General features: G+C 39.1%; 19 protein-coding genes. 11 read left to right on the forward strand and 8 right to left on the reverse strand.

The features are described 5' to 3' along the window. Positions 1-133 precede the first annotated feature (133 nt). The 7 genes from K7A41_RS07280 to K7A41_RS07310 all read left to right on the forward strand — a co-directional run bounded on the left by K7A41_RS07280 (position 134) and on the right by K7A41_RS07310 (position 5926). Positions 134-1276: an ATP-binding protein gene (locus K7A41_RS07280; RefSeq protein ID WP_028071108.1), complete on the forward strand. Its 1143-nt coding sequence runs from the start codon at positions 134-136 to the stop codon at positions 1274-1276. A gap of 10 nt (positions 1277-1286) precedes the next feature. After that, a complete protein-coding gene (locus K7A41_RS07285; RefSeq protein WP_265713167.1) occupies positions 1287-2672 on the forward strand; it encodes a PSP1 domain-containing protein in 1386 nt (461 codons plus the stop codon). Positions 2673-2728: 56 nt separating this feature from the next. Next, complete coding sequence (locus K7A41_RS07290; RefSeq protein ID WP_265713168.1) at positions 2729-3193, forward strand: gliding motility lipoprotein GldH; 465 nt, start codon at positions 2729-2731, stop codon at positions 3191-3193. Beyond that, positions 3193-4242: a tetraacyldisaccharide 4'-kinase gene (gene lpxK, locus K7A41_RS07295; protein WP_265713169.1), complete on the forward strand. Its 1050-nt coding sequence runs from the start codon at positions 3193-3195 to the stop codon at positions 4240-4242. The genes K7A41_RS07290 and lpxK overlap by 1 nt, the downstream gene beginning before the upstream one ends. 102 nt (positions 4243-4344) lie before the next feature. Next, positions 4345-4719 carry a hypothetical protein gene (locus K7A41_RS07300; protein WP_265713170.1) on the forward strand — a complete coding sequence of 125 codons (375 nt, stop codon included), beginning with the start codon at positions 4345-4347 and terminating at the stop codon, positions 4717-4719. Positions 4720-5083: 364 nt separating this feature from the next. Then, positions 5084-5473 (forward strand): hypothetical protein, encoded by a 390-nt coding sequence (locus tag K7A41_RS07305; protein ID WP_265713171.1) that lies wholly within the window; start codon positions 5084-5086, stop codon positions 5471-5473. 48 nt (positions 5474-5521) lie between these two features. After that, positions 5522-5926: a hypothetical protein gene (locus K7A41_RS07310; protein WP_265713172.1), complete on the forward strand. Its 405-nt coding sequence runs from the start codon at positions 5522-5524 to the stop codon at positions 5924-5926. A gap of 150 nt (positions 5927-6076) precedes the next feature. Here the strand turns inward: K7A41_RS07310 and dnaA are convergent, their stop codons facing one another. Next, on the reverse strand, positions 6077-7501 hold the full coding sequence (gene dnaA, locus K7A41_RS07315) for a chromosomal replication initiator protein DnaA (protein ID WP_104384755.1): 1425 nt from the start codon (positions 7499-7501) through the stop codon (positions 6077-6079). 533 nt (positions 7502-8034) lie between these two features. After that, a complete protein-coding gene (dxs, locus tag K7A41_RS07320; protein WP_265713173.1) occupies positions 8035-9963 on the reverse strand; it encodes a 1-deoxy-D-xylulose-5-phosphate synthase in 1929 nt (642 codons plus the stop codon). A 160-nt stretch (positions 9964-10123) separates the two neighbouring features. Between dxs and K7A41_RS07325 the strand changes: the two genes are divergently transcribed. Beyond that, entirely contained in the window at positions 10124-10912 is a 789-nt protein-coding gene (locus tag K7A41_RS07325; protein ID WP_265713174.1) for a segregation and condensation protein A, read from the forward strand. 70 nt (positions 10913-10982) lie between these two features. Here K7A41_RS07325 and thiL read toward each other — a convergent pair whose 3' ends face one another. Together thiL and nadA are read right to left on the reverse strand one after the other, a co-directional pair. Further along, positions 10983-12035: a thiamine-phosphate kinase gene (gene thiL, locus K7A41_RS07330; protein ID WP_265713175.1), complete on the reverse strand. Its 1053-nt coding sequence runs from the start codon at positions 12033-12035 to the stop codon at positions 10983-10985. 158 nt (positions 12036-12193) lie between these two features. Next, positions 12194-13189, reverse strand: a complete 996-nt coding sequence (gene nadA, locus K7A41_RS07335; protein WP_265713176.1) for a quinolinate synthase NadA — start codon at positions 13187-13189, stop codon at positions 12194-12196. 2354 nt (positions 13190-15543) lie between these two features. Here nadA and nadB point away from each other — a divergent pair. Further along, on the forward strand, positions 15544-17136 hold the full coding sequence (nadB, locus tag K7A41_RS07340) for an L-aspartate oxidase (protein WP_265713177.1): 1593 nt from the start codon (positions 15544-15546) through the stop codon (positions 17134-17136). A gap of 4 nt (positions 17137-17140) precedes the next feature. After that, entirely contained in the window at positions 17141-17647 is a 507-nt protein-coding gene (locus tag K7A41_RS07345) for a gamma carbonic anhydrase family protein (protein WP_265713178.1), read from the forward strand. Between the two features lie 40 nt (positions 17648-17687). Here K7A41_RS07345 and K7A41_RS07350 read toward each other — a convergent pair whose 3' ends face one another. The 4 genes from K7A41_RS07350 to apaG form a co-directional block, all read right to left on the reverse strand. Continuing rightward, positions 17688-19277 (reverse strand): Ig-like domain-containing protein, encoded by a 1590-nt coding sequence (locus K7A41_RS07350; protein WP_265713179.1) that lies wholly within the window; start codon positions 19275-19277, stop codon positions 17688-17690. Between the two features lie 168 nt (positions 19278-19445). After that, positions 19446-21305 carry a tRNA uridine-5-carboxymethylaminomethyl(34) synthesis enzyme MnmG gene (gene mnmG, locus K7A41_RS07355; RefSeq protein ID WP_265713180.1) on the reverse strand — a complete coding sequence of 620 codons (1860 nt, stop codon included), beginning with the start codon at positions 21303-21305 and terminating at the stop codon, positions 19446-19448. A gap of 92 nt (positions 21306-21397) precedes the next feature. Further along, positions 21398-23263 (reverse strand): ATP-binding cassette domain-containing protein, encoded by a 1866-nt coding sequence (locus K7A41_RS07360; protein WP_265713181.1) that lies wholly within the window; start codon positions 23261-23263, stop codon positions 21398-21400. A gap of 334 nt (positions 23264-23597) precedes the next feature. Continuing rightward, entirely contained in the window at positions 23598-23984 is a 387-nt protein-coding gene (gene apaG / locus K7A41_RS07365; protein ID WP_265713182.1) for a Co2+/Mg2+ efflux protein ApaG, read from the reverse strand. A gap of 147 nt (positions 23985-24131) precedes the next feature. On the opposite strand from apaG, the gene K7A41_RS07370 reads away from it, so the two are divergent. Beyond that, complete coding sequence (locus tag K7A41_RS07370) at positions 24132-24842, forward strand: SAM-dependent methyltransferase (protein WP_265713183.1); 711 nt, start codon at positions 24132-24134, stop codon at positions 24840-24842. The last annotated feature ends 264 nt before the right edge of the window (positions 24843-25106 follow it).

The following is a 25106-nucleotide window of genomic DNA, read 5'->3' on the forward strand; positions in this document are numbered from 1 at the left end:
CCACACACAGACATTTAATGTACTTAAATAAGCGATTGTATTTCAACTAATAAGCACGCTTTCAAAAGTATAGAAATCAAATTCACCCAGATAAATCACAATATTTAGTACATTTGTATAATAGCGAAAGTGTATGCAGTTTAAGGATATCATTGGGCATAAAGACATCAAGGAACATCTCGTTCGTACGGTTCTGGAAAACCGTGTGAGTCATGCGCAGTTGTTTCTGGGGCCCGAAGGCTCTGGGAGCCTTGCTTTGGCTTATGCATATGCCCAATTTCTGAATTGCGAAAACAAGCAACCCACAGACAGCTGTGGTACCTGTCCAGCCTGTCGCAAGTATAGTAAACTGATCCATCCAGACTTGCACATGTCATACCCTTTTATCGCGAAACACAAAGAAGATACCGCGACAGATTATGCAGAGAACTGGCGGAAAGCTTTTATGAACAATCCCTATATGGGACTTGAATATTGGCGGAACCAGCTGGATGCAGACAACAAGCAGGTGAATATCAATATTGCAGAAGCACATGGTATCATCAAAAAATTAAGCCTTAAAGCGTTCGAAGCCGAGTATAAAGTTTTGATCATGTGGTTGCCTGAATATCTAGATACACAAGGCAATGCGCTATTAAAATTGATTGAAGAACCTCCTGAAAAGACCTTGTTTATTTTGGTCGCGGAGAATCCGGATAAAATACTAAATACGATCATTTCGCGGACCCAGTTGGTCAAAATAAAGAAACTGGAACATATGGAAGTTGTTCAGCATTTGAAAGCTACACAACAGCTTACCGAACAAGAAGCTTCTGAGATTGCTTTTATCGCTGACGGAAATATGCAGGTGGCCCTTAATCAGTTACAAACCCAAGGCAATAACCATTTTGGGACTTTAGTAAACTGGCTACGTTTTATCGTATCGGATGCCGGCACAAATATGATTTCATTAGTGGAGGATGATCTGTCTAAAATGGGGCGGGAAAATCAAAAAAGCTTCCTTTTTTATGCTATCAACATGATGCGTCAGATCATCTTGATCAAAGGGGGGCTTTCCAGTCTAGTATTCCTATCCACTAAAGAATTGGACTTTGTGCAAAAATTTTCAGCACATTATAATATTGAACAAATTGAAGCAACCATAAATCTATTGGAGGAAACGCATTATTTTGTGGAAAGAAATGCAAATCCCAAAATATTATTTTTAGATTTATCTTTGCAGTTAACATTAATATACAAATACAAAACGATTCCGAAAGGAACTCAATATATATAAATATAAAACTATGGGATGTGGCAGTTGCTCATCCGGCGGAGGTTGCGGTAGTACCACAGCAAATGGTGTACCAGCAGGATGCCAAAATAACGGTTCCTGCATGACCAGCGGATGTAATAAATTAGATGTATATGACTGGCTTTCCGATATGGATATGCCATCAAACTATAAACCATTTAATATCGTCGAAGTACGATTTAAAGGATCTCGGAAAGATTTCTTTATCAATACAGACAACCTATACCTGGAAATGGGAGAAATGGTCGTCGTCGAACCATCAACTGGTGGTTATGATGTGGGGCATGTGTCGTTGACAGGTGAACTAGTACGTCTACAATTGAAAAAGAATAATGTGACGCCGGAATCGGTGACAAAAAAGATCTATCGAAAACCGAACGAAGTGGACGTTGAGAAATACAATGCTGCGAAGGATCTAGAATGGGAAACCATGCATAGAGCCCGTAAGCTCGCTTTAGACCTCGGCTTATCCATGAAAATTTCGGACGTAGACTATCAGGGAGATAAAACGAAAGCGACGTTTTATTACACAGCCGAAGGCCGTGTGGATTTTCGGGAGCTGATCAAGAAAATGGCAGAAGCTTTCCGCATTCGGATTGAAATGCGTCAAATTGGTATGCGTCAGGAAGCCAGCCGGCTTGGCGGAATTGGATCCTGTGGCCGCGAGCTCTGCTGTTCGACTTGGCTGACAGACTTCAAAACCGTATCTACATCTGCTGCTCGATATCAAAACTTATCGCTGAATACGCTAAAGCTTGCAGGACAATGCGGGAAATTGAAATGTTGTCTTAATTATGAATTGGATAGCTACATGGATGCACTTAAAGATATTCCAAATAATATTGACCGGATTGAAACCCAGAAGGGCGTTGCTTACCTACAGAAAACCGATATCTTTAAAAAGATGATGTGGTTTTCTTTCCCCGGTGCCGAAAACTGGATCGCAATGACAGTGCAGCAGGTGAAAGAGCTTGTAGAAATGAACAAACAGGGCATTAAGCCCGAAGCTATATCTAGTGCCTTGGCAACCGAGGATGTAAGGGAGGAAAAGATTGCCAATTTTGATTATGAGAACGTAGTCGGCCAAGATAGTTTGACACGACTGGATGATCGTAATAAAAAGAAGAAAAAGCGTAAATCAAAAAACACTAACGCAAAGTCGGAAGGTAAAAACAATCAGAAAAACGACAGAACGGAACAAACTTCTCCAAAACAGACTTCCGGCAGACAGCAAGGCACAGGAGATGGCGTAAATACATCTGCAACTACGGTTAAAGAGTCTAAAGAGGGACAAACAAATAAGCCAAAAAAACGCTTCAACCGTCACAGAAACAAAAATAGAGGCAATAACAACAGTGCTGCTCCAAAAGCAGAATAAAAAACGGATATGCCTAATTTAAAATCTTAGGCATATTCTATTTTATAGATATCATCATGAGACAAAAGGCTTTTCTCGTTGGAATTTTATGTATGGGTCTTTTCACATCTTGTGAGCAGACGGCAATCTTAAATGAAGATAAACCTATTGACAATAAAACTTGGCTGAATACATCACATCCCAATTTTCAGTTCCATATTGCTGATAAGACAAAGAAATATGATGTATTCATACATGTACGCCATACTCCAGAGTACGCTTTTTCGAATCTCTTTGTCCTCATTCACCAACAAGGTCCGGATAAAAAACAGCTTACTTTTCGCAAAGAAATAAAATTGGCACAATCCGATGGAAAATGGATAGGTGCATCGTCTGGCAGCCTCTATAGCCAGCAATCACTGATTCACCAAAATTACCTTTTCCCGGATACTGGACGCTATAATATCTCCGTCGAACAAAACATGCGTGAAAATCCTTTAAAAGAAATTACTGATATCGGTTTAACTATAATACCAAAATAATGCGGAATTCATTGCGATACCTTCTTTTGCCTTTTTCCGTTTTATATGGCCTGATCGTGTGGGTCAGAAACCGTCTCTATGACGCTGGGATCCTGAGCTCTCAATCCTTTTCTACACCTACCATCGTGATCGGTAACTTAGCTGTCGGAGGAACAGGGAAAAGCCCCATGACCGAATTCGTTGCCTCTCTCCTAAGCAAGCAATATAAAATTGCGATACTTAGCCGCGGATATGGACGTTCGACCCGCGGATTTTTCGAAGTGACGGTAAGCTCTTCTGCGCGCGAAGTGGGCGACGAACCGTTACAATTCAAAAACAAGTTTCCAGATATAACTGTGGCTGTTTGCGAGGACCGCTGCAAGGGCATTAAAAAGCTAGAGAAAGATCATGAGGTAATTATATTAGATGATGCCTACCAGCACCGAAGATTATCGGCCTTGTTCCATATCCTCCTCTTTGATTTCCAGTCGTTCGAACAGCCCATGTTCGTATTCCCAGCTGGCAATTTTAGAGATTTATTGCTCGAAGCCAAGCGTGCCCAGATCATCGCGATTACCAAATGTCCTCTCTTTCTTCCTATTGAGGCTAAAATGCGTATCGAAAGAAAGATCCGTCAATATAATAAAAAAGCGTTGCTAGTGTTCACCCATATAAATTACTTTGATCCTATAGATCGAAAAGGAAGACATGTAACCTTGCAGGATAAGCATATCGTTTTGGTCACTGGAATAGCCAAACCACAGCCATTGATAGATTATGTCAGCAGAAGAGCAAATATCGTTACACATGTTTCCTTTGCTGATCACCACCAGTTTAATATGTCCGATATTGATCATATTCTTACAAGCTACCAGTCGATATCCAGTCCTCAAAAATTAATACTAACCACCGAAAAAGATTATCAGCGTCTGAAGCCATTTATACAACATTTTACCGGAGTGGAACTGGCATACTTACCGATCGGCCTACAGTTTAATGATGCCGTAAAGAGACAACTGTTTAGCAGTACATTGAACCAAATTGTCACTTCCAGTGTTAATCAACATTAAATACTGTTAATCAACCTTAAATTTTGTTAAGCCTTACCGTTCCACTAAACTTTTTCGGAAAATTTATATTCAGTATAAAATAGAATATTAAAATATAACGTGATGAAAAAGACAATTTTGACGGTATTGGGTTCATTACTCTTAATGACTACAGCCACTTATGCCCAGCAGCGCGAACAGCGGAGTCCTGAAGAACAAGCTAAAAATCGTGTGGAACGTTTGGATAAACTATTAACACTCAATCAGACACAAAAGGACTCCATCTATAACCTGACACTAGAACAAGCTAAACAGCGCGCTTCCTCGAAAAAAGATGGTGGAGACCGTAAAGCCAACATGGAAAGGTTTAGGCAGATGCAAGAAGCACAGGCTATTAAGATAAAGTCATGGCTGACACCGGAACAGATCAAATTATTTGATGAACAGCAGGAAAAAATGAGAGATAGAATGTCAAAACGTTCAGGAAACCAAAATTAAGTACAAGAACGGAAATGATTGATCTCTCGTCGTATCAAGTATATAACGCTCGATAACCGCAATATCAATCACTTATTTAACAGCTGCTCTGGTGTCGAAAGCTACTGGAGCAGTCTGCTTTTAGTCCCACCCAAATCAAAACCCCTTTCAGCTTTTTCGACAGCAATAGGTCAGCGAACCACTTAATTCTGTCCCCACCCCTCATTCCTTACCATGACCGTGCACATAAAGCCTCATTTTTAGCACAGTAAACAGTCATTATATGTTAAAATAACGTTAAAGTAACATATTTGATACAACAAAATATATAGTGCTATAGTTTTTATAGAAAAGAGTGTGACAATAATTTTTAAATATAAAAGCTATGAAAAAGATTATTTTAACAGGTATAGGGCTTTGCCTGACATTGGCCCTAACATTCGCACAACAACGTACCCCTGAGGAAACAGCTGCGAAAGCGACGACTGAACTGGTACAAAAATTGAATCTAAATGACGAACAAAAAACAGCGGTATCAACCATTCTATTGGATCAGGCCAAAGCAGAAGACACTATTTTAAAAGATAAAAGTGCAACTTCAGAGGCGAAAAGTGAAGCTCTGAGCAAACTGCAGACAGAAGTAGATACGAAAGTAAATCAACTACTGACCGAAGATCAAAAGAATATCTACCAAAAGGTCATTTCCGAACGTCCTGCAAAAGCTGTCCCAAACACGCCTGAGCCTTCTAAACCCGACACAGTTGCCCACAAATAGGTAAGACATCTATAAATTCATTGAATAATTCACATAAAATTAGACCGTATGAAAAAATTATTTTTGACAGGTATTGGCTTCTTTTTAGCCATCACCCTAACATTTGCACAGCAAACTACACCAGAAGAAAATGCGACTAAAGTCGTAACCGAGCTGGTAACGAAACTTTCGTTAAATGATGAACAAAAGACGGCAATATCAACAATCGTTTTAGATCAAGAAAAAGCTGTTGCTACGGTTCTCCAAGACAGCAGTACGACAGCGGATGCTAAAAAAGAGAATATAGCAAAACTTCAAAGTGAATCGGATAGTAAAATTTCGCAGTTACTAACAGACGATCAGAAAGCAACTTATCAAAAATATGTCGAAGAAAGACCTCCAGTGAGTATTCCAGAGCCACAAAAAAATACCGAACAGGAGGAATCTAACAATGAACAAAATAAGCAGCAATAATAACCCTCTATTTTTAGCACTTACCACTGGATAGAGCAATAACCTATTCCGTGTTTTTTTGCTTTATCACTTAACATCAAGTTCGATACTAATTAGAAAGGCTGTTCATTTTCATGAACAGCCTTTCTAATTAGCCCGACACAGCGAAAACTATGATTTCAATTTTTTCATAATATCGCTAACATAAGTCTTAAATTTCTTGTCCGTCTCAATGAGATCCTCAACGGTTTGACATGCGTAGATGACCGTTGAATGGTCTCTTCCTCCAAAGAACGCGCCGATTGATTTGAGCGAAGATTTGGTATGAGCTTTTGCTAAATACATCGAAATTTGCCTGGCTTGCACGATTTCACGCTTCCTGACTTTCGATTTTACCATATCCACAGGAACTTCAAAATATTCACAAACCAGTTTCTGGATGAAATCCATCGAAATTTCCTTGTGCGTATTTTTCACAAAATTCTTCAGCATTGACTTTGCCAAGCCCAGATCAATCTCTTTTTTGTTTAGTGTAGATTGAGCCAATAAAGAAACCATAGCTCCCTCCAACTCACGAACGCTATTATCAATTTGCGTCGCTACATACTCGACCACATTTTCAGGTAATTCGATACCGTCAGAATACATCTTCTTCTTCAAAATCGCCATTCTCGTTTCAAGGTCCGGAATTTGAATATCTGCAGACAGCCCCCATTTAAAACGACTAAGCAAACGCTCCTCCAAACCGGCCAAATCTTTTGGGGCCTTGTCCGAAGTTAAAATAATTTGCTTACCAGATTGATGCAAATGATTGAATATATGGAAGAAAATATCCTGTGTTTTTTCCTTACCAGCAAAGTTATGCACATCATCCATAATGATGACGTCCATTGCCTGATAGAAATTCACGAAATCATTGATCGTATTGTTTTTCAATGAATCCACAAACTGCTGACAGAACTTTTCACAGGACACATAAATGACCAACTTATCGGGAAGATTTCTTTTAATTTCATTACCGATAGCTTGAGCAAGATGCGTTTTTCCTAAACCTACATCACCATAGATCATCAAAGGATTGAATGATGTACCGCCCGGCTTATTGGCTACTGCATACCCCGCGGAGCGAGCAAGCCGGTTACATTCTCCCTCAATAAAATTCTCAAATGTGTAGTTTTGATTCAACTGCGGATCAACCTGCAATTTCTTTAATCCCGGAATGACAAATGGATTTTTAATGTCTCTATTTAATGAGACTGGCACTGGGATCGATTGCCTCTTTCCCTCCGCTCCGTTGCCATTCGAAGGAAGATTAGTCGTGTAGGGATGCGAAGCCGATGACTTCTCCACTACGATATTGTATTCCAATCTACCTTGTTCTCCCAGAAACTTTTTTACGGTCTTACGAAGAATACCTACATAGTGCTCCTCAAGCCACTCGTAAAAAAATAAACTAGGCACTTGAATAGTCAAAACGTCACCCTCCAAACGGACTGCTTTCACAGGTTCAAACCAGGTCTTAAAACTTTGCGCCGGTATATTGTCTTTGATAATCGAAAGACAGTTATTCCAAACACTTGAATACGTTTTTTCCATTCTAAAATTGTTAATAAGTTGATTTACAATATGCGACAAAAAATATGTTGATAACTTTCTCTGAGAACGAAGATGACAAAAAAAAATCAGCTAAAAAACTAAAATATAAAATAATTACTAATAACCTGACAATAAGAAACTTATAGTGTAAAAATGTGGAAAACTCAAGCTAAAATTGATCTCTAAAAATAATTATTAACATTCCAAATTTATTTCAAAAAAAAGAACAAAAATAGTAGCAAATAGGCTACATCTCTGCCTTAAAGGTCTACAACTAAATTAACCAAAATAAAAGCGAAATACAACCTTTGCTTCATATATTTTTAATATTAATTTTATATGAATTTAAAGCCTTATTAACATTAAGTATCACGGCTGTTGCCAATTAATTTTGATAATATAGGCAAGAACAAAAAAAGCTATTGTGTAACAGCTTAGTGTTAGCTGCCCGAGATATCATTTACGAAAAAAGGAAATCCCTAAACGTGATTTCCTTTTAAAATACAATGCTAATTTTATTATACGGTGTAGAGCTATCCAACCATGGTATTGGTGAGCTTACTGTCACAAAGTTTCTTACCTTCCTCCACGATAGCCGAAGCATCATAATGGCAGTTTTTCCATTGGGCATTTTGCTCCGCGTGTTCAACAATTCGATCCGGAATCCCCAACCGCACAACATGGCTGTTATACCCATGATCAGCCATAAATTCCAATACAGCTGAACCTATACCACCTTGGAGGCAACCATCTTCAACGGTAATAATCTTCTTGAATTTTCTAAACACCTGATGCAGTAGCTCTTCGTCCAAAGGTTTGGCAAAGCGCAGATCATAATGCGCAGGATGTATACCATGTTCATTGAGCTGCTGTACTGCTTTGACAGCTTCGTTACCGATCGCTCCAAAACTTAGAATAGCGAGCTCTTCTCCTTCCGTAATCACCCTACCTTTTCCAATCTCAATTTCCGTAAATGGACGGCGCCAGTCCGGCATTACACCATTTCCTCTTGGATACCGGATAACAAACGGTCCCTTATCAGTTAACTGCGCGGTATACATTAAGTTCCTGAGTTCTTCCTCATTCATCGGTGCTGTTACCGTCAAGTTTGGTATACAGCGCATAAAAGCAATATCGTAGGCTCCATGGTGCGTAGCACCATCTGCTCCGACCACTCCTGCACGGTCCAGACAAAATACCACATTTAAGTTTTGCAGTGCTACATCATGGATAACCTGATCGTATGCACGTTGCATAAATGATGAATATATATTGCAGAACGGTAACAACCCCTGCGTAGCCAGCCCAGCGCTGAAGGTAACCGCATGCTGCTCGGCAATACCAACATCAAATGCCCGATCAGGCATTGCTTTCATCATAATATTCATCGAAGACCCCGAAGGCATTGCCGGTGTGATTCCAACGATCTTAGAATTTTCTTCAGCAAGTTCAACCAAGGTATGACCAAAAACATCCTGATATTTAGGAGCCACCGGTCTATCGCTGGAAGACTTCTTAATCTCACCTGTAATCTTATCAAATAAGCCAGGTGCATGCCATTTGGTCTGATCTTTTTCAGCCAGAGCAAAGCCCTTTCCCTTGATGGTAACAACATGCAATAATTTTGGTCCGGGAATATGTTTGAGGTCTTCGAGCGTCTTTGCAAGTTTTTTTACATCATGCCCATCAACAGGTCCAAAATATCTAAAATTCAAGGACTCAAAGAGATTGGCATTCTTTAACAAGGTTCCCTTGATGCTTTTCTCTAATTTTTTAACTATACCGAGCGCATTAGGTCCCACTTCCGAAATTTTGGTCAGCACAGCTGCGATATCGTCCCGGAATCTATTATAGCGTTTTGACGTGGTAATACTAGTCAAATACTCTTTAAGTGCTCCCACATTGGGATCTATAGACATGCAATTGTCATTCAAAATCACCAATAAGTTCGATTTGGAAATACCGGCATGGTTCAGTGCTTCGAAGGACATTCCACCGGTCAAGGCTCCGTCACCGATGACCGCTATATGCTGACGGTCTTTCTCACCTTTTATCTGCGAAGCTACAGCCATACCTAGAGCCGCAGAAACTGATGTGGAAGAGTGACCAACACCAAATGCATCATATTCGGATTCAGAACGGTTAGGAAAACCGGAAATTCCATTTTCTATGCGATTCGTATGGAATACCTCCCGACGTCCGGTCAATATTTTATGACCATACGCCTGGTGACCAACATCCCAAATCAATTGATCATAAGGCGTATTCATCACATAGTGTAATGCCACTGTTAACTCCACGACTCCCAAACTTGCTGCAAAGTGACCTCCATTTACCGAAACCTGATCAATAATAAATTGACGTAATTCCTGGCTGAGTTGTTCCAATTGGTCTTCCTTTAGCGTTTTAAGATCAGAGGGATCGTTTATTTTACTTAATAATTCTCCAGCCTCAAATTGCATAGTTCTGCTAATTACATTAAATGTTCACACAAAGTAACGACAATTTTATTTAATCTTTAAAACAAATCGCAATCACATATTGAACTACAACAAATAAATACAGGAATAGTTTGCCTATGCCCAATTCCAAACCATTTTATTATGTAAATTTGTATAAGTTATGCAAGTAGAAGAAGGTTACGAAATCAGGCTTCCTCAATTCGAGGGACCTTTTGATTTATTACTATTTTTTATCGAGCGGGATGAATTGAATATTCATGATATCCCTATTTCGAGAATAACCGACGATTTTTTGTCTTACCTAAGTCAGATGCACGCGTTGAATATGGAGATGGCCAGCGAATTTATTTTTGTAGCCTCTACGTTGATGCGCATTAAAGCTAAAATGCTTCTGCCCCGCCCCGAAATGGACGAAAATGAAAACGAAGTTGACTTGCGCGAGGACCTTGTTCAGAAGCTTATTCTCTACAAACAGTTTAAAGAAGCCTGTGAGGATCTAAGGGCAATGGAAGAAAGTCGTCTGAAGTGCTATAGACGCGGCAATATTCACTATGATATACGACAAATGCTTCAGTTGGATGCTACAGGCGAAAACTTGGACAGCTTTGATCTTTACGGCCTGATGATGATCTACGAGCAAATGATGTATCAGTACCGGAATAGACCACCAGAAGTGACGCATACCGTCATCAAGTATCCCTATACCATTGAGCAGCAGAAAAAAGCGATCGCTGAACTCATCGAAATAAACAAGAAGCTGGACTTTCAGCAGATACTTAAAAACTCTGAAAACAAGATTCAGTTTGTATACAATTTTCTGGCCATTCTTGAGATGCTTCAGCAGCGTCTGCTGCAGATTGAAGTGGGATTGGGATATAACAATTTCAATGTACAGGAAAGGGCTCCTCATCAAGAAGAGCTACTTGTTGAAGAAGAGCTTGACCAGTAGAAAATATAAAAAGGGTAAAATCTATCGCAATTTTACCCCTAATACTGCTAATTATTCAGTTAGCATAACATTAATCCTTTTTCTTAAAAGCATTCCAGCCCTGTGCGGTAATAGGGTACACATTGCCAGATTTTGATATCATTTCGCAGCCTTCAGATGCGGGCGTTATATAACCGATAATACTGATATCAGGCTGATTCTTAATTTTATCGTGATCAGACTGAGCAACGGTAAATAACAATTCGTAATCTTCGCCACCATTGAGCGCTGCTACTGTAGGATCTATACCAAACTCGCGGCCAGTATCGTAAGTCATTTGGTCTAAAGGTATCTTCTCCTCATATAGCCGACAACCTTTATCAGACTGTCTACAAATATGCAGGATCTCGGAGGCTAATCCGTCGGAAACATCCATCATGGAGGTCGGCTTAACTGACAATTTCGCAAATAATTCAATAATATCCTTCCGGGCTTCTGGTTTCAACTGACGCTCCACAATATAATCTTTCCCCTCCAGGTCTGGCTGCACACTCGGATTTTCCAAATAGATCTTCTTTTCGCGTTCCAAAAGCTGCAATCCCATGTAAGCAGCGCCCAGATCTCCGGAAACACATAACAAATCCCCCTCTTGTGCTCCGTTCCGGTAAACAATAGTATCGGCATCTGCGTAACCTATGCTTGTCACCGAGATAACAAGACCCTGTGCCGATGCCGAGGTATCTCCACCAACCAGATCAACATGGTATTTTTTACAAGCGATAAGCGCTCCCTGGTAGATTTCCTCAACAGCCTCCAAAGGAAACCTGGAAGATAGACCAATCGAAAATGTGATTTGAGAAGCGATCCCATTCATTGCATAAATATCACTCAAATTGACTTGTACAGCCTTATATCCAAGATGCTTCAATGGAACGTATCTCAAGTCAAAATGAATTCCCTCCAGAAGCAGGTCAGTAGAAACTAAAGTTCTTTTTCCTTCAAAATCCAATACCGCTGCGTCATCACCGATACCCTTTATCGTCGACTTTTCATTAAGCTCCACAGCTTTACTTATATAATCTATCAAGCCAAATTCACCTATCTCTTCAAGATTGGTCCGCTCTGTATTGTCAAAATCAAACATCTTAATTATTTTAATACTTTATCCTAATATTTGTCCACCAGCCGATAGCACGGCTGGCAATGCGTTGTCAGTGCTGTCCGGCTTGGTAAAGATCCAGCTGACACGCCAATTCTCAATGGAAACTAGTGCGATGTAAAGTCAGCAGATCGGTCTCCAAATTACAATCCCAACCGGGCAGATATCTCCAACATCCGCTCGATCGGACGTTGCGCTCGTAGAATGACGTCTTCCGGTAAGAGAATTTCGGGAGACTCATACTTTAGACAATTGTATAATTTCTCCAGTGTGTTCAACTTCATATGTGGACAGTCATTACATGCGCAAGCATTATTAGGAGGAGCAGGAATAAATGTTTTATCCGGGCTCGCCTTTTGCATCTGATAAAGTATTCCAGATTCGGTAGCAACAATATAGGATTTTGCACTATCTGTCTGGGTAAACTTAAGCATACCTGCCGTAGAACCAATATAATCGGCCTTGGCCAGAATGTGGTCTTCACACTCCGGATGTGCGATGAATTTTGCGTCAGGATGTTCACGCTTCAGGCGATCGATTTTATCTTGGGAAAATATCTCGTGTACCATACAGGCCCCATTCCACAAAACCAGATCGCGCCCGGTTTTCTTCTTAACATAGGCCCCAAGATTACGGTCGGGACCAAAAATAATCTCCTGTTCAGGAGGTAGGCTTTCTACAATCTGCACCGCATTGCTTGATGTGCATACGATGTCAGAAAGCGCCTTTAACTCGGCAGTACAATTGACGTATGTGATGACCAAATGATCGGGGTATTGCTCCTTAAACTTCGCAAAAAGATGTGGTGGGCAGGAATCCGACAACGAACAGCCCGCTTTAGCGTCGGGTAGGATAACCTTTTTTTCCGGGGATAAAATTTTAGCCGTTTCAGCCATAAAATGTACTCCGGCAAATACAATTAAATCTGCATCCGTTTTGGCAGCCTCTTGCGACAAGCCGAGGCTGTCACCTATATAATCTGCAATATCCTGAATTTCAGACTCCTGATAATAATGAGCCAGAATTACGGCATTTTTCTCCTTCTTCAGTCGCTGAATCTCAACGATTAAGTCCAACGAAGGGTCAATGGGAGCATCAATATAACCTTTTGCTTGAAGCTCATAATTTACAATTTCCATGTGAATACATTCAACAGTTATGAACAACAAAAATAAGCATTGTTATATATATAAAAGTCAATAAAAAAACAAATTAACAAGATTACGTTTCTGAACTAATATATATAAAAATAGTAAATTATAAATAAATTAATTAATTTAAAATAAATAAACCTACTTTTACACCGCTGCAAAGGCTCCTAGAATGTAATATTCGGCACCATATCCATTATCAATCGTTCTATAGCATCCTGAACGAGTTTGTTTTGATATCTTTCGCTCATTGAAAATCACTTTCTTTAATTCTTCCGTAGCACATATCTCCGCACATTCTTAGGGATAATACAAAGCAAGGAAAAATAATGGATAAACCGAAGTTTAATTACCAACACCAATAATTAGTCACAACTCGAACCCGACAGATTTGGAAAATTACAATCGTTCTCGACATATGCATAGATCAGGAAACTGTGCGCATAGATAGTTTAGTAAAGGCTTTAGGAGTGATTTATTTGTACCTTCGGAAAAATAATATACATATATAGGAATCTAAAAGGGTTTGTGGCGCTTATCGGCTCATCTTAAGCGCGTCCAGATTCAGCTATTTGCGCACATGTTTGGCCAATCTTTTTTTATTTAATTCTAAATGGCCTTCAGCATAGTATATGTAGAAAGTTAAGAATGTAGTTAGATGTGATCAGTCAAACAGCAAAGCTCCCAACAATCGAATAAACCTATCTAACTACTTTTAAATCGGAATTATTAAAATCTCAGCGCATTTGATTGCTACCGTCGTTGTTGTTCTGTCCAAAACGCGTTCTGTGAAGTTGAGTCTACTATAGAAAACCTATTAGGATCGAATGTTTGAAGTTTGTAAAAACACACTTACAATTATAACATTCTAAATTGATAGGACCAATCCTATGCGTTTGCAATATTTGTGGCAACACGATCATAACATATTTAAAATCAAATATATTATAAGATCAAAATAGGTATATTAAACTTCTATACTATAAAGTGGAAGAAAAACTTAAATTAAAATAAAAAAATAATAATACAAGAAATTTATTATATATATAAATCATTTAATATCGCAGACTGATGGATTCAGAATAAGCTATTTTCGATAAATTTCCGTTATCAAAAATCTACGGCTCGCAAAAGCGATTCATTTTGTAAGACAAAGCCTCTGAGCTTTCCATATAAAAATAGAAATCGTATTCAGTATCGTATAGCACAATCTGAGAGGCTTTATTTCGTTTTCCCAGCATACGCAAAGTGACCGAGCAAATATAGTAAATTGATTCATTTTAACTAACATCCCTAAAAATACAATTTCCGTCCACAGACATTTTCAATAGGAACTGTTTCTTGCTATAGTAAGTTGAGGCGCTCTGAATCGCTTAAAAATTTCCGAAGCCAAGCATTTCAAAACCATCGAAATGTGATCGCGTTTATTATTCTAAGGCGATTAGTGGCGCATATAAGCTTCTAAAAAAAAGTATCCCAAAAATATTGCACGCATATTCGCTCTATTTTATAGTAATATCCCTTTAATTTGGTCAATTGCTCTAAAATGTCTACTTAAAAACCTTAAGAAGTGTAAAAAAAATCACTCAAGCTTTTAAATAATTGAATATCCGATTCTAAAGAGCTCTGCAGGAAAAAAATTCCAAACAAATGTCTCTCGATTGATAACAAAACATGGCTTAAAATACTTCAGGATTTACAAAAAGGAAACTAATCCCGTCTAAAATGCCATAAAAATCTATTTAAAAAGTTATGTAATAAATATCCATTTCTAAAAGGCTTTATGAGCCGGCTAGAATTTTACATTTCGAAAATAAACCTAATGACAATTCGCTATTTGGATAGGGGAGCCAATAGATTCCCAGATATCCAAATCTCAGAGGGTTTATTCGATGTTGACAAAACTAAACAAAGATTTTTGAATGTAATCCACAATCTTCTTTTTCAATAAATACTAATTTTTTTAAATAAAGGTTCTTTTATTGTTTATTAGGCTGTGGAAAACTGGAATAATTTGCCGTCTGGCGATTTTGAATTCTGGTTTTTACTGAGTTTTCAACAATTTTTCAACAGATTAGACCGATTAATAGGCTGATTTTTAAAAGTATAAAATTTCACATTTTTTATTTTCCATAATTTTTTGTTGAATAGTTTGTGTCTAAAAAATGTGGAAATCTATGGATATTTTTGCGGAAAAAATTCAAAAATTAAGGAAGGAAGTAGGGGACTTGTGGAATGTTAAATACTTTTCATTTTTATTTAACCTTTTATTTACACGTTTTCCACATTTTTCGTTAATTTGATCCAGCGCTTTTGGGCAAAGTTTGTGAATTTTAAAGTTTATGGCAGATAGAAAAGTAGATTTTTTGGTCATTGGATCGGGCATAGCGGGTTTAAGCTTTGCGTTAAAGGCGTCCAAATTCGGTAAAGTGTTGATAGTCACCAAGTCAAACGAAGATGAATCCAATACGAAATATGCGCAAGGAGGGGTGGCTGCTGTTGTGGATAAATCGGATAGCTTCGAACAGCATATTATTGATACACAGATAGCTGGGGATGGATTGTGTGATGTTGAAATTGTGGAAAACGTAGTTAGAGAGGCGCCGGATCGAATTGCTGAACTTATTTCCTATGGGACGTCTTTTGATAAGGAAGAATCGGGCGTATATGATTTGGCAAAGGAGGGAGGGCATTCGGCACATCGCATTTTACATTATAAAGATATTACCGGTTATGAGATCGAGCGGGCCTTGTTGGTACAGGCGCATAATGATCCGAATATTGAGATCGTAACACACTACTTTGCCATTGACTTGATTACACAGCACCATCTCGGCGAGTACGTTGACAAGAATCGTGAGGACATTACATGCTATGGTATTTATGCTTTTAATACGTCATCCCATTTAGTGGATAAGATTTTGAGCAAAGTAACTGTTATGGCTTCTGGAGGTGCTGGGCATGTTTACTCAAGTACAACTAACCCGACGATCGCTACGGGTGATGGTATTGCGATGGTATATCGCGCTAAAGGCAGGGTTCGGAATATGGAATTTATGCAGTTCCATCCGACATCTCTTTATAATCCAAAGGAGTCTCCGGCATTTTTAGTATCTGAGGCTGTCCGCGGATTTGGTGGAGTTCTAAGGCGTTTGAACGGGGAGTCTTTTATGGAGGAATACGATGAAAGGGCATCATTGGCACCTCGCGATATTGTTGCTAGGGCGATAGATGCTGAAATGAAGAAATCAGGGATTGATTATGTCTACCTAGATATTACGCATCGGGACAAAAAGGATATCATTAAACACTTTCCAAATATTTATGAGAAATGTTTATCCATAGGACTCGATATGGCAAAGGATTATATACCGGTCACCCCAGCCGCACATTATCTTTGTGGCGGTATATATGTGGACGACTTTGGAAGGAGTAGTATCAAGAATCTTTATGCTTGCGGTGAGTGTTCTTCCACGGGGTTACATGGAGCAAACCGGTTGGCTTCAAATTCCTTGTTGGAGGCACTCGTATATGCGCATCGAATATTTTTAGATGCTAGTCAATCTATCGCTTCGATATCGCATATAGACAATGTACCGGATTGGGACGACTCCAAAACCTCACTTTCCAATGAAGATATTCTTGTAAGCCACAACTTACGCGAATGTCAGAAGATAATGAGCGATTATGTAGGGATTGTCCGCTCTGATTTTAGGTTGCAGAGAGCGCTTAAACGCTTACATCTATTGTATGAGGAAACAGAAGACTTTTATCGCAACACGCGCCTTTCCGTGAAGCTATGTGAGTTACGGAACGTTATTCAAGTCGCCTACATTGTCACTAAGTCTGCTATGTTGAGAAAGGAAAGCAGGGGCTTGCATTATACAACAGATTATCCAAAGCATGCGGGAGTGCTGCAGGATACAATATTCTAATCTTATGGCACTTATTTTATCTGTTCTGGACAAGAGTCCACTGATTGCTGAAGAATGCTTCCTGGCGCCAAACGCGACGATTGTCGGCGATGTGACGCTTGGACATCATTGTTCCGTCTGGTTTAACGCTGTAATACGTGGAGATGTAAACTATATTCGCATTGGTAATTATACGAATATTCAAGATGCTGCAGTCATACACTGTACTTATAAAAAATGCGGTACCACTTTAGGAAATTATGTTAATATTGGTCACCAGGCGATGATACATGGTTGTATTATTAACGACCATGTTCTGATCGGCATGGGGGCTATAGTAATGGATAATGCAGTAGTTGAGTCCAATGTGATCGTGGCGGCCGGAGCTGTGGTTTTGGAAAACACCCGTTGTGAATCCGGCTTCCTTTATGCTGGTGTACCAGCTAAAAAAATAAAACCCTTAACGGAAGACCAGAGAGCATTGCTTCAGCAATTACCGCATAATTACGTATTATATAGTTCTTGGTTTTAGCTTAAACGAATTAGCATAGGTTAATTGTAAATGGCCTCAATTACTCTTTTTTGAGGCCATTTAGTGAAAAGCTATCTTTTTGCTCCCAGTTTGCGCGTATGGTAAATACTTTGTTTAGGTAGACCACAGGCTCTGGGAAGGTGCGTTGTTCAACGTCTCCTGTGTCCCAAATGCCGTTGTTGTTATCATCTCGAATGACCCGAATCGTGTATTTTCCGCCCGGATACTGTTTATACAATACCTTCGGAGTATCGGCATTGATTCTATCTACACGGTATACCCTGTCTTTCTTTTCGTTGATTAGTTCAACCAAGTAAGTGGTATTGCTGTCCAGATCTGTAAAATCAAAGGTAAGATCGCCGTAGTTTTCACTGTCATCGTAGACTAATTCAATTTTCTTATCTTTATTTGTTTCTCCAAAGTATCCGTTAATTGCACCTTCGGTAAACTCAATCTGGTACTTTTTTTCTTTCCGCCAATTATAACGAATATGGTATATATTGCTGTTTGCACTATCCACTGCTAGCTGGTAGTTTGTACGTAAAAGAGAGTCTTCCTTAAATTTTACCTTCGTTTTATCGATGCTTTTTATAGGCGTAATTGCCGATACCTGTAAGTGTGTTATTCGGTCTACTTTTCCATTATTTGGGGAAAAGATGGGTTCAATTGTTTGATCTATTTTTACATTTCCTTTGCGCACCAGTATGGTATCTAGGGGAGCATCGTTTTCACTGAGAATAAGCTTTAGCGAGTCTATTTTCAAATTGGGAAGGAAAATACTGGCAGAGTCTGAAGTTTTTGAGAATCGGACAATTTTATCTTTGTTGTTGACTTCATCGTTGAGAATTTCCAGCTTTGGTTGGTTAACCCTTCGGTTGAATACCAGCAAAACACTACCATTTTTTTCGAATTTCTTTTCTTGGGTTCTGAATTTTTTTGGAATGCCCTTGAATATTTCAAGATTTATATTGCTTAAATCGCGATCGAGCACGATAGAGTCCTTTAAAAAGCCTATTTCTTCATCGGCAGCATTATATATACGGTCGTTATTTTTTTCTTGTAGCGCATATATCCGGTATGTTCCCTCGCGTAGATTGTTGAGTTTATAATTGCCTGCTGTGTCAGTCGTGGTGAAGATGTTGGCTTTCTTTTTTCCAAAGATTGAATCCTGGCTTGTGGGGATGAGAAGTACTTTTACCTCCTTGACAACTTCCTTTGTAGTGGCGCTTTTCACATTGCCCGATATGCTTAGCGAATCGATTTTATCTCCTGTAGCGAACACATAGGCATAGTTTACCAATGCATTCCCCGCGTTATAGTCTACGAGACCTTTTCCAAAGTATATACTGTAAGTAGTATTTTTCTCAAGGGAATCGGGTAAAGTAATTTCCAGGTTCTTCTTTTTGACCTTGAACTGAGGAGCGCTTTCCATCTCTGGGGTGACGCTGAATTCTTTCTGCTGATTGGCAAGTTTGATATATTCGTCGAACGTTATGACAATTTTTTTTGCGTGGAAGTTCTTCGAAAAGTTCGTAGGATTTTCTTGGAGAATTTTGGGCGGGATGGAATCCTTGGGGCCTCCTGTAGGCTGTTGTATGCTGGCACACTGTATGGACAGAGCAATTAGCATTATAAAGAGGCTTAAAATAAGCATTCTTGCTTTAAAGCTGCTTTTAAACCTTTCTGAGCTACTTTTATTATTTTTTGAATAAGTTGTCATGAAAAATAAAATATCGTCTTAAATAGCTTATTTTAAGCCTTACATGTTTATTCTTTTAAGTTATTGATTTACAGTATTTTAACTCATGTGTACCATTAGTACGCTAATATCCGACGGTGAGACCCCTGATATTCTTGAGGCCTGGCCTAGTGTACGGGGTTTAACTTTTGCCAATTTCTGCCTTGCTTCTATTGAGAGAGAAGTTAACTGCGTATAATCAAAATTCGTATTTATCTCCCTATCCTCCATTTTTTTCATTCGATTGACAATTTCAACTTCTTTCTCAAAGTAGCTTTCATATTTCAGATTGATCTCCGCCTGCTCTATTGTTTCTTCATCAAAGCTTGCTACGAATTGTGCAAACTCATTATCGCCTTTTATGATATCCTGTATATTGACTTGAGGTCTAGCCAATACGTTACTTAATTTTGTTTTTTGAGCGAGCGCAGATGATCCTACTTCTGCAAGCACTGCATTCATCTTATCTAAATTTGTTGAATGCTGTTTGAGGTAATTGATGATAGCATTTGAGTTGGCTATTTTTTCTTGGACTTTTTTAAGTCTGTGCTCAGATACCAAACCGAGGCTATGGGCTAGCGGTGTTAGTCGAATATCTGCATTGTCTTGACGTAGTAACAAACGGTGTTCGGCTCTCGAAGTAAACATGCGGTATGGCTCTTCCGTTCCTTTGGTGACCAAGTCGTCAACAAGGACTCCAATATACGATTCGGACCTTTTCAGGATAAGTTCCTTATGGTCATTGATGCGCTGGTGAGCATTAATTCCTGCTAGGAAACCTTGTGCGGCAGCCTCTTCATATCCTGTCGTTCCATTAATCTGCCCAGCGAAAAATAAGTGTTTTACCAGTTGGGTCTCTAAGGTGAGATCGAGCTGCATGGGTGGAAAGTAGTCATATTCGATGGCATATCCCGGGCGGTACATTTTGGCATTTTCAAATCCTGGAATAAGTTGAAGTGCTTTTAACTGGACGTCTTCGGGTAAAGAAGTGGAAAAACCATTTACATAGATTTCTACTGTTTTAAAGCCTTCGGGCTCGACAAATATTTGATGTCTATCACGCTCGGCGAAGCGATTTATCTTATCCTCTATTGACGGACAGTAACGCGGACCGAGACCCTTAATACGGCCTGTAAACATAGGTGATTTTTCAAATCCCGTTCTGAGCATTTCATGCACTTTCTCATTTGTATATGTGATCCAACAGCAACGTTGTTCTTCCGGTACTTGCACGTTGCTGTATGAAAATCTTCCTCTTTTTTCATCGCCCCATTGCTCTTCCATCAGCTTATAGTTAAGGCTGCGACCGTCTATTCTTGGAGGTGTTCCGGTTTTCATACGGCCGGATTCGAAACCCAATGATACCAGTTGCTCGGTAAGTCCTGTCGCTGCTTTTTCACCGGTTCGGCCTCCTCCAAATTTTTTATCTCCGATATGAATAACACCGTTCAGAAATGTTCCATTTGTGAGTACGACTGCATCCGATTCTATTTCTATTCCCATCGAGGTAATGACGCCACATGCTTTACCGTTTTTGACGATCACTTCCTTAACTGTATCTTGCCACATGTCTAAGTTAGGAATAGACTCCAGTTGTAAGCGCCACTCTTCTGCGAAACGCATACGGTCATTTTGAGTTCTTGGACTCCACATGGCTGGACCTTTTGACAGGTTAAGCATCCTGAATTGAATTGTTGACTTATCCGCTATAATTCCTGTATACCCTCCCATGGCATCAATTTCTCTGACAATTTGCCCTTTCGCTACGCCACCTATAGCAGGATTACAGCTCATTTGAGCTATCACTCCCATATTCATAGTGATTAGCAATGTTGATGAACCAAGGTTTGCGGCAGCCGCGGCTGCTTCACAGCCTGCATGACCTGCACCGACAACTATTACATTATATTTTTTAAACATCTTCTTATTCTGGTTCCACGTGAAACGTGGAGTTTTCTTTATTTTACAAATTTAGTCTTTCCCGGTGTTCCACGTGAAACGCAAGAAAAATTTTACATAAATTCAGCAAGAGTCATCCATCTCTCCGATTTACTGTCAATCAAATTTTGTAGGTTTTGAATTTCTTCCGCTACTGTCGCTAACTCGGTGTGGTTAGTCAATGTGTTTAATTGAATGACTTTAGTTTTTAATACCTGTTCGAGTTCGTCGATCTCACTTGCAAGTTTGTTATATTCCAGCTGCTCTTTATATGATAATTTTTTCTTTTCCTCCTTTATCTTAGGTAGGTCCGTTTGTTGTATACTCTTTTTTTGTTTTTCCTTTTCAGATCGCTGTTGTTCTTCCTGCTCCAACTTAAAGTCAGCGTAGTTACCATTGTAAATACGGATGATTCCATCTCCCTCGAAGATGAATAATTGATCTGTTAATTTGTCCAGTAAATAGCGGTCGTGTGAGACTAAAATTAATACACCTTTATAATTATGTAGAAAATCCTCGAGTACATTTAAGGTATCAATATCAAGATCATTTGAGGGCTCATCCAATATGAGAAAATTTGGATTTTTCATCAAGACGCGCATGAGCTGAAGCCGTTTCCGCTCACCACCACTGAGTTTGTTCACTAAGCCAAATTGTTTCTCGGGTGGAAATAAAAAATGCGTTAATAGCTGTGAAGCCGTAATTACCTCGCCGTTGGCCATCTCAATATACTCAGCAATATTTTTTACCACGTCGAGCACCCTGTCATTTTCATTTACTGCTAGACCACCCTGTTTATAATATCCATATACGGTGGTCTCACCGACGCTTATGTTGCCTGCATCAGCTAATTCCTCCTGCGTAATCAAATTTAAAAATGTCGATTTACCTGTTCCGTTCTTTCCTGCTAAACCTATTCGGTCTCCTCTTTTGAATGTATAGGAAAAGTTCTTTATTATGATCTTTTTTCCGTATTGTTTGGTGATGTGATCGAGCTCTAGGATTTTAGACCCCTGCCTACTTACTTTGACACTCAATTGCACAGTATCATTTCCTTTTATCGCTTTGGACTTTTCCTCTAGTTCATAATAAGCATCGATTCTAGATTTAGATTTAGTCCCTCGTGCTTGCGGCTGGCGCCGCATCCATTCCAATTCACGACGTAACAAGTTTCTGCTTTTTTCGACCATGACCGCATCAATGGCCTCCCGCTCCGATTTCTTCTCTAAAAAATACGCGTAGTTTCCCTTATATGTATATAAATTACCACGGTCAAGTTCACGAATTTCTGTACAGATATTATCTAAAAAATAACGGTCATGTGTGACCAGTAGGATTGTTTTATTTCCAGTGGTAAGTAACTTTTCCAACCATTCAATTGTTTCGATGTCAAGATGGTTGGTAGGCTCATCCAAAATATATACATCTGGTTCATCAATCAAGAGTTTTGCCAGCGCCAGCCGCTTGCGCTGCCCACCCGAGAGACTATGAATATTTTGCTGAAAATCCATAATGTTCAGACGATTCAAAATCGTTTTAATATTATGTTCATATTCCCATGCATTCAAAGAACTTATCTTTTCAGTGAGATCTTCCAGTTTAGACTGATCGATGTGCTCGGAAGCTAACAGTTCTTCATAATCTCTAATGAGTCGCTGCTGATCATTATCTGTACTATAAATAAAATCATTGATTGATTGAAGGCCCGTGAAATCGGGCTCCTGTTCTAAATATCCTATTTTTATACCTTTCTCTTTGACAACTTTTCCCGACGTCGGGATTGTCTGACCCGCCAGTATAGATAATAATGTCGACTTACCTGTTCCATTTATTCCGACCAAGGCTACCCGTTCCCCTTTTTGCAATCCGAAATGTAGATCCTTAAAAAGCCATCTGTCATGAAAGGAATGGCTTACTTGTTCTGTAGCTAAAATACTCACGTTATATCACCCTAATTAAATTAAATCAAAATGTAATACAAAACCTGAGATATGATTATATCTTTTGTAAATTCTGTATCTTATTGAAAATCAAAATGTTAATTATTTATATCTGATTTTCATTTATGTATATATTAATCAATAATCTTATTGATTGTGTAAATCTACTGGGTGTCTTCCGATACGACCTCGGATGCAGCTAACGGTATTCAATACTTAGCATTTTTATATATGTCACTAGAACGTTCGCAAAAATAAAGAAATACTTTCTTATTCGCTGCAAAAAAACTTCGTAGTGCGCTAATCTGGCAATAATGATATTACCTTGATAAATTTAATTCATTGCGTAATCAGCAATGAGATTGAAACGAGGTATTTCAACCTGAAAGCTACTATTATCCAACGCACGAACCATGTTATAATGACCTTCCATAAATCCAAACTCACTATTCAGGTTGCAACCTGAGGTATATTGATGTATTTGGCCTGGCGCTATTATAGGTTGCTCGCCTACTACTCCCTCTCCGGAGACTTCTCTATAATCTCCCTTGGCATCGAATATTTTCCAATATCGGCTGATGAGCTGTACCGTGTAATCACTCAGATTTTCAATGCTGATATGATAAGCAAACATAAAATGTTCACGGTCAGGATTAGAATACTCCGACTGATAGCTAGTTTCAACCGAGATTTTTACGCCTTCTGTAATTTGTGTGATCATTGGATGATGTTTATTGTTGCAACAAATACTTACGCTAAATTACTAATAATGAGTTTAAAATTCGAAATTTTAACGATTTTTAAAGGTAAGCAAAAGTCAATTTGAAAAATACTATTTCTAAATGGGCGTTAATTAGTAGGTTTGTATATGGCAAAAGGAGTATTATATTTGATCCCTGTCCCCTTGAGCGAGGATGCTGCGTCCAAGTCATTCACCCCTTTTTTGATTGAGACGATCAATTCACTTGATGAATATATTGTAGAGAATGAAAAGACAGCGCGGAAGTTCCTGAAACAAGCTGGGTTGAAGATTCCGCAAAGTGCATTGAAAATCCATGATTATGGAAAACATGCCCGTGAAAAAAGTGATTCTAGCGAATTTTTTTCGGGTTTGAAACGAGGAAAGGACGTTGGGTTAATGTCAGAGGCCGGTTGTCCCGGAGTGGCCGACCCAGGAGCGGATATTGTCGCGGAAGCTCATAAGCTTGGAATTAAAGTAGTCCCACTGGTGGGCCCCAGTTCGATATTATTAGCTTTAATGGCTTCTGGATTCAGCGGACAGAAATTTGCATTTCATGGCTACTTACCTATTGATAAAAACGAACGTTCAAAAAAGATCAAAGAACTCGAAAATCAGTCTATGCGTGAGAAGCAGACACAGATATTTATCGAAACCCCCTTTAGAAATAATCAGCTTCTGGAGGATATTATCAAGACCTGTAAACCAGCAACGGGCCTCTGTATTGCTTGCAATGTAACCTCAGGCGAAGAATATATCCGTACTCGCACTGTGGCGGAATGGAAAAAACATAAAGAGGACTACCATAAGAAGCCGGCAATATTTTTGCTCTATGTATAGGGACCTAGGTTGGTGCCTCCCCTCCCCCATCTCGCTTTAATAGGGAGAATTAATTGAAAATGGTAACACTGTTAAATGGTTATATTGGAGGTGAGTAAGTGGTTACAGTTTCTGTCTTGTGGATAATCCAAACCGGATTATATTTGGTGTATAGGATCGTTCCAAATAATATGATAAATAACTGTCGAAATCAACAAAACATATAATATGTTGAATATTACAAAGATGGATATTTCTATATTATTTTTTATGATAATTGCACGG

This window comes from Sphingobacterium sp. InxBP1 (assembly GCF_026191775.1).
Classification (GTDB): domain Bacteria; phylum Bacteroidota; class Bacteroidia; order Sphingobacteriales; family Sphingobacteriaceae; genus Sphingobacterium; species Sphingobacterium thalpophilum.